Origin of the sequence: Paenibacillus alkaliterrae (assembly GCF_021532375.1) — a bacterium.
Lineage (GTDB): Bacteria > Bacillota > Bacilli > Paenibacillales > Paenibacillaceae > Pristimantibacillus > Pristimantibacillus alkaliterrae.
Window position 1 is genome coordinate 1 of sequence record NZ_JAKGAP010000005.1, and the last position, 14,312, is coordinate 14,312.

General features: G+C 52.0%; 10 protein-coding genes and 1 other annotated feature. All 10 genes read right to left on the bottom strand.

The annotated features are described in order from the left end of the window. Positions 1–531: 531 nt before the first annotated feature. Positions 532–1,926: a UDP-N-acetylmuramate--L-alanine ligase gene (gene murC / locus L1N85_RS02550; protein WP_235234613.1), complete on the bottom strand. Its 1,395-nt coding sequence runs from the start codon at positions 1,924–1,926 to the stop codon at positions 532–534. 7 nt (positions 1,927–1,933) lie between these two features. Then, the gene (locus L1N85_RS02555) at positions 1,934–3,319 is read right to left on the bottom strand and encodes a bifunctional folylpolyglutamate synthase/dihydrofolate synthase (protein WP_235234614.1); all 1,386 of its coding nucleotides are present in this window, start codon (positions 3,317–3,319) and stop codon (positions 1,934–1,936) included. A gap of 30 nt (positions 3,320–3,349) precedes the next feature. Next, complete coding sequence (locus tag L1N85_RS02560) at positions 3,350–5,992, bottom strand: valine--tRNA ligase (RefSeq protein ID WP_235234615.1); 2,643 nt, start codon at positions 5,990–5,992, stop codon at positions 3,350–3,352. 56 nt (positions 5,993–6,048) lie between these two features. After that, positions 6,049–6,290 (bottom strand) — a binding site (T-box leader). A gap of 117 nt (positions 6,291–6,407) precedes the next feature. Continuing rightward, positions 6,408–7,700 (bottom strand): LysM peptidoglycan-binding domain-containing protein, encoded by a 1,293-nt coding sequence (locus tag L1N85_RS27490; RefSeq protein ID WP_235234616.1) that lies wholly within the window; start codon positions 7,698–7,700, stop codon positions 6,408–6,410. 89 nt (positions 7,701–7,789) lie between these two features. Further along, positions 7,790–8,794 carry an RluA family pseudouridine synthase gene (locus L1N85_RS02570; protein WP_235234617.1) on the bottom strand — a complete coding sequence of 335 codons (1,005 nt, stop codon included), beginning with the start codon at positions 8,792–8,794 and terminating at the stop codon, positions 7,790–7,792. A 12-nt stretch (positions 8,795–8,806) separates the two neighbouring features. Beyond that, positions 8,807–10,108 (bottom strand): glutamate-1-semialdehyde 2,1-aminomutase, encoded by a 1,302-nt coding sequence (gene hemL / locus L1N85_RS02575; RefSeq protein WP_235234618.1) that lies wholly within the window; start codon positions 10,106–10,108, stop codon positions 8,807–8,809. Between the two features lie 4 nt (positions 10,109–10,112). Further along, positions 10,113–11,111 carry a porphobilinogen synthase gene (gene hemB / locus L1N85_RS02580; protein WP_235234619.1) on the bottom strand — a complete coding sequence of 333 codons (999 nt, stop codon included), beginning with the start codon at positions 11,109–11,111 and terminating at the stop codon, positions 10,113–10,115. Positions 11,112–11,118: 7 nt separating this feature from the next. After that, a complete protein-coding gene (gene cobA, locus L1N85_RS02585) occupies positions 11,119–12,681 on the bottom strand; it encodes a uroporphyrinogen-III C-methyltransferase (protein ID WP_235234620.1) in 1,563 nt (520 codons plus the stop codon). Positions 12,682–12,685: 4 nt separating this feature from the next. Then, positions 12,686–13,657, bottom strand: a complete 972-nt coding sequence (hemC, locus tag L1N85_RS02590) for a hydroxymethylbilane synthase (protein WP_407946308.1) — start codon at positions 13,655–13,657, stop codon at positions 12,686–12,688. Then, complete coding sequence (locus L1N85_RS02595; RefSeq protein ID WP_235234621.1) at positions 13,657–14,301, bottom strand: precorrin-2 dehydrogenase/sirohydrochlorin ferrochelatase family protein; 645 nt, start codon at positions 14,299–14,301, stop codon at positions 13,657–13,659. Before L1N85_RS02595 ends, hemC begins: the two co-directional genes overlap by 1 nt. Positions 14,302–14,312: the final 11 nt, after the last annotated feature.

Sequence of the window (14,312 nt, forward strand, 5' to 3'; positions counted from 1 at the left end):
GGAAAAGCAGTGACGGTTGTGAGATGCTTTAAGCGTTATGCTCGCTTTCGTCCCTGTGGGACACGCTTGAAGGTGGTGCGCTCGAGTAATCATGGAGCGTCCGAGGGAAAAGTTACTGGAGTAATCCAACGTAACACGCCGGTTGGGGCGTATGGGGACGAAGTTATTGGATAATTCCAACATAGAACGCCGGTTGGAGCGGATGGGGACGAGGTTATTGGATATATCCAACATAGAACGCCAGATGGCGAGTATGGGGGCATAGTTATTGGATAATTCCAACATAGAACGCCGGTTGGAGCGGATGGGGGCGAAGTTATTGGATAATTCCAACATAGAACGCCAGATGGCGAGTATGGGAGCATAGTTACTGGATAAATCCAACATAGAACGCCAGATGGCGAGTATGGGGGCGAAGTTACTGGATAAATCCAACATAAAACGCCGGTTGGGGCGTTCTGGTCGAAGTTAATCTCCAAAACATACAAAAAGCCCGAGGATTCCACCAAGGATCCTTCGGGCTATTTGCTCTTAATGACTTGCTTTCAATGATTTGGCGAGCGCATCGGCTACCTTCCAAATGTCGCCTGCCCCCATTGTTATGACAAGATCGCCCGGCGCGACCCGTTTCGTTAAATAAGCGAGTACTTCATCCTTCGTCGGAATATACTCGGTGTTCGCATTGCTATTCGTCTTAATGAGCTCCACCAACTTTCGGGAGTCAACGCCTTCAATTTGCTGCTCGCCCGCCGGCGAGTAAATATCGGTGATGATTACCTCGTCTGCTTCCGGAAACGCGCGGCTGAATTGATCAAATAAGAAAAATGTCCGCGTATAGCGCTGAGGCTGGAACACAGCCACAATGCGTTTGCCCGTCGCTTTGGCTGCGCTGATCGTTGCACGAATCTCCGTAGGATGATGCGCATAGTCATCGATGACTAATATATCATTGATTTCCCCTAACACTTGGAAGCGGCGCTTAGCCCCCCTGAACGATTGAATCGCTTCCGCGATCTGATCAAAGGACAATCCTGCCTCCAGACAGGTAATCACAGTGGCCATAGCGTTATACACGTTATGGCGGCCAGGAACGGAAAGATCTATTTTCCCAAGCGGCGAACCGTTAAACGTCATTGTGAAGGATAATTTGCGATCGCCAAGCTTGATGTTCTCTGCTTTGTAGTTCGCATCGCCGTCAATCCCGTATGTGATCAGCTGAGATGAATCAAAGCTTCCCTTGTACACCTGCGGAATCAGTTCGTTAACCGTCTCGTCATCTGCGCATACGATAGCTTTACCGTCCGATTTTACCTGCTGCAAAAATTGAACGTATGCCGCCTTCAGCTTGCCGAAATCGCCGTCATAGTTTTCAAGATGATCCGGTTCGATATTCGTTACGATTGCAAGCGCAGGATGGTATTGAAGGAAAGAACCATCGCTTTCATCCGCTTCCGCCACGACATATTCGCCTTTTCCGGCTTTTGCGTTTGTACCTACATTAACGATTTCTCCCCCGATAATATAGGTGGGGTCCGCATTGCAAGACTCCATAACAAGCGCGATCATCGAAGATGTCGTTGTTTTGCCATGTGCGCCGGCAACTGCGACTCCTTTGCCCGCATTCATTAATCGAGCCAGCATTTGGGAACGGTGCAGTACCGGAATATTTAACTCCTCCGCGGCCTTCCGTTCAACATTGTCCTTGGAAAGCGCCGTAGAGTAAACGACCAGATCGGCTCCATTCACATGTTCAGGCTGATGGCCAATATAGATGCTTGCTCCATTGGCTGCAAGCTTTTCCGTTAATTCTTGTCGCGCGACATCGGACCCGGTCACTTTATAGCCCATTTCCAGCATGACGCGGGCAATGGCACTCATACCGTAACCGCCGATTCCGATGAAATGAACGTGTTCTGCTGTATTCAAAGACGGTTCACCAACCTTTTTCAGAATCCGAGTTGTACAATATGCGGGAGCGAACGTCAGCAATCAAATAAAGCGTGCCTGTCACGACCCCAAGGTCTGTTTTCCCGGTTAACTGCTTTAGTTTTTGTAACGCTGCTTGCCAATCTTGCTCTACGATTAGTTCGAAAGAATGCTCCCCCAGCTGCTGCTGCCGCATTCCCCTTACCAAATCCGCCAAAGCGAATGCTTCTTTTTTCATCCGAAAATCAGGCTCGGTCACAATTAGCGTATCCACTATTGGCAGTATATGCTTAAGCACATCCTGATGATTCTTATTCTCCAGCATACCCATCATAAGATGCAAACGATCATATTTATAGGTGTTTTTTAAAGCTGCCGCCAACATCTCCGCACCTTCCGGATTATGCGCGCCATCCAGCAATATGCGCGGCGCCTCCGATACCATCTCCAGACGTCCCGGCCAAGATGCCGCACACAAGCCTTCTGCCAGCGCTTCGTCCTCTACAACGAGCGCATTGTACTGACGCAGCACTTCAAGCGTCATGACGGCAACCGCCGCATTCGTCCGTTGATGCGCACCGTTAAGCGTAATCGTCAGCGGCTCAATCGTACGGAACAAATTTTCGAAGCGAAAGCTCTGCTCATCCTCCCGTACCGACAGCTCCGTTTCATGAAACTGTTCTCCGAGCAAATAAAGTGTACTGCGCTTTTCTTGCGCCGTTTTCTTAATTACTTCAATCGCTTCAGGCTGCGTAACCGCGCTCACGACCGGAATGCCCGCTTTAATGATTCCAGCCTTCTCACTTGCAACGGCGGCAATTGAATCCCCTAGCCGATCCATATGATCATGCCCGATATTTGTAATGACGGAAATGACAGGCTGAACGATATTCGTTACGTCGAGCCTTCCGCCAAGCCCTGTCTCCCATACGACATAATCGGGATAAGTTACCCTTGCATAGAAAAGGATAGCGAGCGCAGTCGACACCTCAAACATGGTAAGTGAGCCCAGCTTCGTTTCCGCCATCGCCTCGACAAGAGGCTTCAGCTCATTGGCAAGCTTAAGCAGCGTCTCTTCTTCAATATCAACCCCGTTGTATTGAAAACGATTCGTGAATTTCGTAATATACGGCGAAGTATATGTCCCGACGTCATAGCCGCCGCGAAGCAAAACGCTTGTTAAATAGGCGCAGGTCGAGCCCTTGCCGTTCGTACCTGCGACATGAATAAATTTCAGCCTGCGGTGCGGATTTTCAAGCTGCTCCATGAGCTGCTCCATTCGCTCAAGCCCCGGACGAATGCCGAACGGGATCAGCCCGTTAATCCATTCCACAGCTTCTTGGTAAGAATGCAGCGGCACGGATGGCCGTTGCTCTATAGTAAACTCCGTCATTCCAATCGAACCTTCTTCCGTATGAGCAGCCTAACCGCGCAATTCCGCAATTCTAGCAAGCACCTTTTCGCGTTTGTCTGCATAATCGTTCATTTTGCTGTGTTCCTCTTCGATAACCTTGACCGGTGCCTTTGCTACGAATCCTTCGTTGCTGAGCTTCTTCTCTATGCGCTCAACTTCTGTATTCAAATGCTGGTGTTCCTTCTCGAGACGCACAATTTCCTGTGCGATATCGATAAGGCCGGCAAGCGGCAGGTACAGCTCGGCGCCTTTCACGATGGCTGTCATCGCTTTGTCAGGCGCACTTATATGCAAGCCCGTCTCCAGCATAGAAGTACCGCAGAAACGCTTGATGAACTCTTCGTTACGCGATAGAATAGCTTCCTCAGCCTCGCTTGAAGGCTTGATAAGCAATTCAATCTTCTTGCTCATCGGCACGTTCACTTCCGCACGAATATTGCGTACGGCGCGGATCAATTCCATGAGCAGCTCCATCTCTTTAACGGCATCAGGCGCTTCCAATGCTGCGTCGAATACCGGCCATTCGGCGAGCGTAATCGTCTCTCCGATATGCGGCAAATGCTGCCAGATCTCTTCGCTTATATAAGGCATGAACGGGTGAATCAAACGTTGCGTACGGTCAAGCACATAAGCCAGCACCGATTGCGTCGCTTTCTTCGCAGCCTCATCCGTACCGTAAAGGCTCAGCTTCGCGAATTCGATGTACCAGTCGCAAAGGTCATCCCAGATAAAGTTATACAATAACCGTCCGGTTTCGCCGAACTCGTAGCTGTCGATCAAGCGCGTTATGTCGCGCACTGTTTCATTCAAGCGATGCAAGATCCAGCGTTCCGCTGTACCGAGCTTAACGGTAATATCAATGTCTGACGCTTCAACGCCTTCCAGATTCATGAGCGCGAAACGTGAAGCATTCCAAATTTTGTTGGCAAAGTTACGCGACTGCTCAACCTTCTCCCAGCGGAAACGCAGGTCTTGACCCGGCGTGCTGCTAGTCGAAATCATATAGCGCATAGCATCGGCGCCGTATTTCTCGATAACCTCGAGCGGATCAACGCCGTTGCCGAGCGATTTGGACATTTTTTGACCTTCAGAGTCACGAACGAGACCGTGTATCAAAACATCCTTGAACGGCGATTGCTCCGTAAACTCAAGCGCTGTAAAGATCATCCGGGCAACCCAGAAATAAATGATGTCATAACCCGTTACAAGTACATCCGTTGGATAGAAGCGCTTCAGGTCATCCGTTTGATCCGGCCAGCCGAGCGTCGAGAACGGCCAGAGTGCGGAGCTAAACCATGTATCGAGCACGTCATTGTCTTGACGGAGATGGTCACCAGCCATGTCCTCACGGGATACATGCATCTCTCCGGTCGCTTCATCATACCAAGCCGGAATACGGTGACCCCACCACAGCTGCCTTGATATGCACCAGTCGCGAACGTTTTCGATCCAATGCAAATAAATTTTCTCGAAGCGCTCCGGCACAAAATTAACACCTTTTCCGGCTTTCTGAGCTGCAATCGCAGCTTCAGCGAGCGGCTTCATCGCAACGAACCATTGCGTTGACAAGTATGGCTCAACAACGGCGCCGCTGCGCTCACTGTGTCCAACTTGATGGACGTGATCCTCAATTCGAATGCACACGCCCTGCTCCTGCAAATCCTTTACCAGCTGCTTGCGGCAATCCGCGCGATCCAGCCCTTGATAAGGGCCTGCCTCTGCGTTCATCGTTCCGGTCTCATCCATAACGATGACTTGCGGCAGGTTATGGCGCTGGCCTACCTCGAAGTCGTTCGGATCATGCGCCGGCGTTATTTTCACAGCGCCGGATCCGAATTCCTTCTCAACATATTCGTCCGCAATAATCGGAATTTCGCGGCCGATGACCGGAAGTAAGATCAATTGTCCGATTAAATGCTTGTAGCGCTCGTCTTCCGGATGAACGGCTACGGCCGTATCGCCAAGCATCGTCTCCGGGCGGGTGGTCGCAACGGTAATGAAGCCGGATCCATCCTTTAGCGGATATTGCAAGTGATATAGATGGCCGTTAAGCTCCTTGTACTCCACTTCAATATCGGAAAGCGCTGTGCGTGCGGCCGGATCCCAGTTAATAATTTTTTTTCCGCGATAAATAAGGCCCTTCTCATACAAACGAACGAATACCTCTCGAACAGCCTTGGAAAGCCCTTCATCGAGCGTGAATCTCTCTCTCGAATAATCGAGGGAAAGCCCCATCTTCGCCCATTGCTCACGAATCGTATTCGCATACTGATCCTTCCACTCCCATACCTTCTCGAGAAACGCTTCCCGCCCGAGGTCATGACGAGAAATCCCTTGCTCGCGCAGCAACTGCTCCACTTTCGTTTGAGTCGCAATTCCGGCGTGGTCTGTTCCTGGCAGCCAGAGCGCATCGTAGCCCTGCATCCGCTTCGTCCGGATCAAAATATCCTGCAGTGTAAAATCGAGCGCATGCCCGATATGCAGCATACCTGTTACGTTCGGCGGCGGGATAACAATCGTATAAGGCTGTGCATCCGGACGCTTGCCTGCTTCGAAAAATTGCCCTTCCTTCCAGTACTCATACCATTTCTGCTCGGCTGCCTTCGGATCATAGGTCGTAGGCATCCCGGTAGTCGCTTGATTTTCTGACATTCGTTCCATCCTCCACAAATCGTTCTGAAATAACAAAAAAACCTTCCGCCCTTATCATAAAGGACGAAAGGTTTAGCTTCCGTGGTACCACCTTTGTTTCACGCGAACCGCACCCGCGCGACACTCATAACAGATAACGGCTGCGGCCGGCCTGACTTAATGGGAGCATGTGTTGCTCCTGCTTGGTTCAGGCAACTCCGGGGCGACCCGTAGCAGTCATTTCCTGCAGAACCTCTCAGCGTAACGGTTCCACTCTCTGAAGGCTTCGCTGCGTACTATTCCCCTTCAACGTCATTCTATCGCATATATGTTTAATCATACCTTTGTTGCTCGGCTGAGTCAACCTGACATCTATAACAAATGCCCCAAATACTCATATTAATGAGCATTTGGAGCATTTATCGAATGTTCTCCGTTAAGGAATGTATAAGAGCTGGCCTTCTGATACGGCCGATTCATCCAAACGGTTATAAATTAAGATCTCTCGCGGATTAAGACTATAGCGAGATGCGATGACGTCAAGCGTTTCGTCTCTCTGCACGATGCACATCCGGATTTTCCTGAATTCTCTGTCCTCGGAGCGCTTACCCAGGAAGAGATTTTTCCATTCGATCTCATCTCCGGACGCTTGAACTCGAGCTTCCTCTGCTGCAAGCTCCTGCGCCTCAACCTCCTCAGCTGCCTGTCGCGCTGCTTGCTCGCGCCTGCTCGTCTGAAGAAGCGTTAGTATGCCGACGCCTGGTGCCGTACTGCTGCCTTCCTCCGGCTGCTTGCCGGCAAAGGCAATCCGCAGCTCCTGCTTATCCGGCTCTTGATCGATTCCCGGAGTAAGCTCGGACTCTTGAAGCTGGGATTGTTGTGATTCGCTTGTAAAAATCGGAGACCTTTCCCGCACCTCGGACTGCTGAGCCTCTATGAGCTCACGCTCTTGTTCGGCTTCAGAATTAAACTGAACCCCTTCAGTAAAAGTAGAGGATGTGGATAACCAACCATCATCGCTTGTTTGCTGTGATGCTAACGTAATCTCACGAGCAGCTTCCAGGGTGATAGCTTCCTGCTCTTGCTGCTGCGCGTTTGAGGCGAACAGCTGCGAGGATGACCATCCGGTATCCGTCGAAGTCGAAGAGATCGTAACAGAAGCTTCTGCTTCATCCGACAATTCCGGCTGCTGATAAGGGCGCTCATCTTCGGCAGCCAGGTAATTCTCCTCCGCTATGTACGGATGCTCATTATAAGCGGGTTGTCTGATGAACGGCTCTTCAGGGCTCTCCTCATAAGCATCCCGTTGATGAACAACGGTAAACGGCTCTTCGCGCCAAGCCTCCTCCTGCTCCTCAGCAGGCTGGGCGGTAATGCCTCTCAAGGAAAGCACGCCTGTAATGTTAAGTGTGCGGGCCGATAATAAATCGACGTCAAAATTATCAATTTCAATCGAAATATCATCCAGGCGTGAAATTCGGTTCATCGGAAGCGTGATTTCAACGGGAATCCAATGCTCAAGCGTAAGCGGAGCATCCGTCTCATTTTGCCCTCTGTACACTCCCGTTAAGAGCAGCTGGCCCTTCAACACCGCATGTTCACCTTGATCGATGACTTGGATGCGGGGAACAAGTTCAATTTCCTCCAGCTCATCGATTGCCGCAACATCGTCAGGCAAATGGACGCGTTCATACACATCAAAGCGTAATCCGTTCGTTTGATCCGACACGTCTAAGTCCTCCCTTCTCATACTGAATGCTTGGGCTAACATTACATTCACTACTTATCTATATGGTTGGATGGGCAGGAGCATGACTATCAATTTGAACGGGAATTGACGGTTTGTGCGAGCTCCTTAAGCCAGGGCGGCCAAGGGGCGAAAACCTCGATAACAGTTTGGGTCCATGGGTGCGTGAAAAACAACCGTTCGCCATGCAGCGCTTGATGCGGCAATATGCGAGTATCCCCCCCGTATAAACCGTCTCCTACGAGCGGATGGCCGATATGACTCATATGGACTCTTATTTGATGCGTTCTTCCGGTTTCCAGCTTTACGCTGACAATTGTTTTCTCAGAGCCTGCTTCCAATACTTCATAGTGGGTAACCGCCTGCTCGCCGTTTTCCGAGACGCGCCGCCTCGCGCGGTGATGCCTGTCCTTCCCGATCGGAAGGTTAATCGTTGCTGCCGGCTTCAACAACAGCCCATGGACAACGGCAATATAGTGCCTGTCAATTTCCTTGCACCTCATAGCCTCATCCAGCTTCCACTGTGCCAAATCATTTTTGGCATACAGAACCGGTCCTGAAGTATCATCGTCCAACCTATGTATATGACGAATCGTTAACGGATCACCTTGCTTCAGCATGTGTCTGGCAGCCTCTTCGTCCAATGTACCGGTTTGTCCTGGTTTCGATTCATGTACCGCCATGCCCGCGGGTTTATGGAAAACGACACAAAAATCATCTTCGAACAGTACGACGGGCGCCTCCATATTAGCAGGCTTCAACGCCTTGCGGTACAAGGGATCGCTATGCGGATCCAGCGCCGGGAAAGCTAATAGCTGCAATGTTTCCCCGCTCCACTTCATGCCGCCTATCGAAAAGAGCCGATTGATCCACTTTTGCGGAAATAAGGAACGGGCCAGCAGCCATTGCCGCACATCATGCGGATGACTGCCAGCCCGCGGCTGTGCAAGCTCCGGCAAAGCTGCCGGAGCCAATTCCTTATAAGCAGGATCTGCCGCCGAAATGAAACTATCGCCCAAACTTGTCCAATCCAGCTCCAGCCACTGTCCATTTCGCTTCATCTGCCATTTTGTCATCGCAGAACCATCCTACAAACGGCCAAACGCTTGATCATGCGCCGCTATTGTCGCATCGATATCTTCATTCGTATGAGCCGCGGAAACGAACATGCCTTCGAATTGCGAAGGAGCAATGCTGACCCCCAAATCGAGCATGGCCGCAAAATAAGCTTTAAACCGCTCGAGATCCGAGGTTTTAGCCGTATCATAATTTATTACGAACGTGTCCGTGAAAAACGGACATACCATGGAACCGACGCGATTGATCGTGCTTGGAATGCCATGCTTGCGCGCATTCGCTTCGAAGCCAAGCTGCAGTCTGACCGCTTGACGCTCAAGCTGCTCGTAAACGTCCTGCGTCAGCAGCTTCAAGGTCGTATAACCCGCCGCCATTGCGAGCGGGTTCCCAGACAGCGTGCCTGCCTGATAGATAGGTCCGCTAGGCGCGATCATCTCCATGAGCTCGCGTTTGCCGCCGTAAGCGCCGACCGGCAAGCCTCCGCCAATGACTTTGCCGAAGCAGGTGAGATCAGGTACGATCCCGTACAGCCCCTGCGCGCAGCTATAGCTGACACGGAAGCCCGTCATGACCTCATCGAATATGAGGATGCTGCCGTATTGGGCCGTAACGTCGCGCAGCCCTTGCAGAAATCCGGGAAGCGGCGGCACAACGCCCATATTGCCGGCTACCGGCTCGACTATGACGCAGGCGATCTCTTCGCCGAACTTCTCGAATGCAAGCTTCACGGATTCCAGATCATTGTATGGAACCGTGATCGTATTCGCGGCCACATGTTCCGGGACGCCCGGGCTGTCCGGCAGTCCGAGCGTTGCTACGCCGGAACCCGCTTTTATCAACAGGCTGTCGGCATGTCCATGATAAGAACCTTCGAATTTCAAAATTTTATTCCGCTTCGTATAGCCCCTGGCAAGCCTTAACGCGCTCATTGTCGCTTCCGTGCCGGAATTGACCATCCTTACCACGTCGACCGCAGGAACGCGTTTGCAAACGAGCTCCGCCATCATCGTTTCAAGTTCGGTTGGCGCGCCGAAGCTCGTTCCCTTCTCGGCCGTCCGCTTAATGGCCTCAATGACTTCCGGATGAGCATGTCCCAAAATTAACGGTCCCCATGAGGCGACATAATCGATATAGCTGTTGCCGTCGATGTCATAAATACGGCTGCCTTCTCCCCGCTCCATGTACACGGGATTCAAGCCTACCGATTTGAATGCGCGCACCGGGCTGTTCACTCCGCCTGGAATAACCTGCTTCGCTCTCGCGAATGCCGCTGCCGAGCGTTCGTCATTTCTTATATTCGGCCGATCACTCATATGCTTATCCCTCTCCTCTCAGCCACCGAGCTGCGTCCTTCGCGTGGTACGTGATAATAAGATCAGCGCCTGCACGCTTCATTCCCGTTAAGGTTTCAAGAACGATCGAACGTTCATCGACCCATCCGTTCGCTGCTGCCGCCTTAACCATCGAATATTCAGCACTAACGTTATACGCGGCTACAGGCAAATTATACTTATCCTTGAGCAGTCTAATGATATCCATGTAAGCAAGCGCCGGCTTAACCATTAGCATATCAGCGCCCTCCGCGATATCCGATTCCGCTTCGCGCAGCGCTTCCCGTACGTTAGCCGGATCCATTTGGTATGTTTTGCGGTCACCGAATTGAGGAGCCGAATGAGCGGCATCGCGGAAAGGACCGTAATAAGCAGACGCGAATTTAACCGAGTAGGATAAAATCGGGATATCGCTATAACCCGCATCATCCAAGCCTTCCCGAATGGCGAGTACGAAGCCGTCCATCATATTCGAAGGTGCAATTATATCTGCTCCTGCTGCAGCTTGCGATACGGCGGTCTGTACGAGCAGATCCAGGGACGAATCGTTATCGACTTCGGCTGAACCTGTCTCTTCGCTGACATGAACGATGCCGCAATGCCCATGATCCGTAAATTGGCATAAGCAGGTGTCGGCAATAACGACAAGCTCGGGAGCCCATTCTTTCACCGCTCTGATTGCCTGCTGGACGATTCCGTTCGCATCGTATGCGGAGGTGCCTATCGCGTCCTTGTACTCCGGAATACCGAACAATAAAACGGATTGTATGCCGGTCGCTGCAACATCTCTAATTTCCTCCTCCAGCCTGTCCATGGAAAAATGGTAAACGCCAGGCATCGAAGGAATTTCTTCTTTTATATTCTCCCCGCAGGTGACGAAAATGGGATATATAAAGTCATTTGCGCTCAGCACCGTTTCTCTAACAAGGCTTCTTAGCGCAGACGTTCTGCGCAATCTGCGGTTTCTAACTGTCGGAAAGCTCATAGCGGGGTCATCCTCCTCTCGTAGTTTGCTTATTTTTGAAATGGTAATCAACGATTGCCTGCAGCAGCCCATCCAAGGTTGAATCCTCCGCCTCAATCGTTACCTCTAAGCCTGCGTCCCTAACGGTCTTTGACGTAATTGGCCCAATGCTTGCAATCGGGATCTGCGAAAGCAGCTCTACCGGATTCGGGATCCCTCTCCGCTTCATCACTTCCAACAGATTCGTTACAGTAGATGAGCTCGTAAAGGTAATCATATGAATGCCATTCTCGCGAAGCCATTCCAGCGCCAACTCGTCCTGACCCTCCGCGAGTATCGTCTCGTATACATCGATCTCGACGGGGATAAGTCCCTTCGCCTCCAGCTCGCGTGGCAGAACCTCGCGGGCTAGATCGCCTCTCGGCAGCAGCACTCGTTCACCTGGCTTCAGCTCCGAATTAAGCTGCTCAAGCAAGCCTTCCGCATGGAACTTCACCGGCAGCTCATCTACCGAAAGACCGCGCTGAACGAGCGCCGCCGCTGTCTTCGGACCGACGGCCGCAATTCTAGCGCCGTGAAAGCTTCTTATATCAATCTTCAGCTTACGCAGCCAATGAAAAAAATAATCAACGCCATTTACGCTCGTAAACATCAGCCATTGATAATGCTCAGCCTGCTGGAGCGCCTCTTGGAGCGCTTCGATCGAAGCTGGTTCCATAGGCTCCCTAGTTTCGATGACGGGAAACTCGCAAGGCTCTCCGCCGAGCAATTCAATCTGATCGGCAAGCTCGCTAGCCTGCGCTCTGGCGCGGGTAACGAGCACCCGCATGCCGAACAGCGGCTTGCGCTCGTACCATTGCAGCTTCTCGCGCTGCAAAACGACCTCGCCGACGACGATGACGGCAGGGGGCTGGAAATTCGCTTCCTTTACAATGCCCTCGATCGTTTCCAGCGTTCCGACTATTGTTCGCTGTTCTACCCTCGTCCCCCAACGGATAAGCGCGACGGGCGTTTGAGGCTCTTTGCCGTGCCTGATAAGCTGCTCGGCTATATATCCGATTTTGGCCACGCCCATTAAAAAAATAAGCGTCCCCGTTGCGTTCGTTACCTTGTCCCAATGAATCGAGCGATCAAGCTTGTCCGGACTTTCATGCCCGGTAATGATGGATAGCGAGGAAGCTAAGTCGCGATGCGTTACCGGAATACCCGCATAAGCGGGAACGGCGATCGCCGACGTAATGCCTGGCACGATCTCGAACTCGATTCCGTTGTCGTAGAGCTGCTCGGCTTCTTCGCCTACGCGCCCAAAAATAGTAGGGTCTCCGCCCTTCAGCCGGGTAACGGTTTTACCTTGCAGCGCCAAATCGACGAGAAGCTGATTGATTTCTTCCTGCTTCATCGTATGGCGGTCAGGCAGCTTACCTACATAAATTTTTTCCGTCCCGGGCTTCAGATGCCGAATCAGCCTAGGGCTTGCCAACCGATCATATACCACAACGTCGCATTGCTTCAAACATTCGAGTCCGCGAACGGTTATAAGCTTCGGGTCGCCTGGCCCCGCACCGACCAAATAAACTTTCCCCTTATTCAACTTGTTAACCCCCAATTTCCGCTAAAATGCGGTCGGCACCCCGCGCAACCAGCGCGGCTGCAACATCAAGCCCAAGCCGCTCGGGATCCGTCCCGCGCCTTTCTTCCTTGAGCAGCGTCGCACCGTCCGGCGAACCGACCATTCCCGTCATCACTAGCTGCCGTTCTCCCCCATCACTGCCATGCGCCTCGCCAACAACGCAATATGCGCCGATCGGTACCTGACATCCCCCGTTAAGAGCACCGAGAAAGCTTCTTTCCGCCCGCACGGCCAGCTCTGTCTCCTTATCGTTGAATAAGGCCAGCAGCTCCCGAACCTGCTCATCGTTCTCTCTGCATTCAATGCCCAGCGCGCCTTGTCCTACGGCAGGCAAACAGATTTCTACCGGTAAATAAGCCGATATCCGGTCCGTCCAGCCCATTCGGGTCATGCCAGCGGAAGCTAACACAATCGCATCGAATCCTTCCGTCTCCAGCTTGCGAATACGGGAATCGATGTTGCCGCGGATCGATTCCAGCTGAAGGTCCGGTCTTTCGTGCTTCAACTGGGAGGAGCGACGCAGACTGCTCGTTCCAACGCGCGCGCCGACAGGCAAATCAGCCAAACCGCTGCCTTCTCGCATCACTAAACAATCTCTTGGGTCGACTCTTTTAGGAGTAGCGCCATTCATTAGCCCTTCAGGGAGCTCATACGGCATATCCTTCATGCTGTGGACGGCCAAATCGATAACGCCATCAGCCAGCGCTTGCTCGATTTCCTTTACGAACAAGCCTTTCCCGCCAACCTTGGACAGAGTAACATCGAGTATGCGGTCACCTTTCGTCACTATTTTTTTGATCTCAAAGGTATAATCAAATCCATGCTTCTCGCTTATTCGCTTCAATTCATCGATCACTTGTCCCGTCTGCGTTAATGCAAGCGAGCTTTGTCTTGTTCCCACTACGATTACCCGTTGTCCCTTAGTTGCTGCTGCCACTATGCATGCCCCCTGTCTATCCGATGAAGCAGGCTTTGCAGCCATTCATCGACGTCGAAGTTTTTTCCAGTTAGCTGAACAGCCTCTTCGGCCGCAAGCCTTAATACGATCTGTCTATCCCGTTCATCGAGTACGCGGCTGATTGCACGCTCACGTAAGCGGCGCAGCCTTGCGGTTATTTCTTCATAACAGGAACCATACCGCTCCTCCAGCTCCGTCTTTATCTGCTGCGACAGCGCCGGGCTAGCTCCGGAGGCTGTAACGGCAAGCAGCAAATCTCCCCTGCGTACGACGGAAGGCGTAATAAACGAGCTCCGGCTTGATTCATCGGCTGCATTAACCAAGATGTCAAGCCTCTCGCCGGCAGCCGCGATCGCTGCATTAACAGCCTTGTCGCTCGTTGCCGCGAAAATAAGCCACGCTCCCCGGACATCGTCTTCCTCGTAATCTCGGCGTTCGAGAAGGATGACGCCCGCAGCCGACAACTGTTCGATTCTCGGCGTCACCGCAGGACTAATCACGATAACATGATCTGCGCCTGCATCCAGTAGGCCCAGCATCTTACGCTCTGCGACAGCCCCTCCGCCGATTACGACACAACGCTTGCCGCGAAGCTGAAGAATAATCGGATAAAAACCATTCATTCATTTTGCCC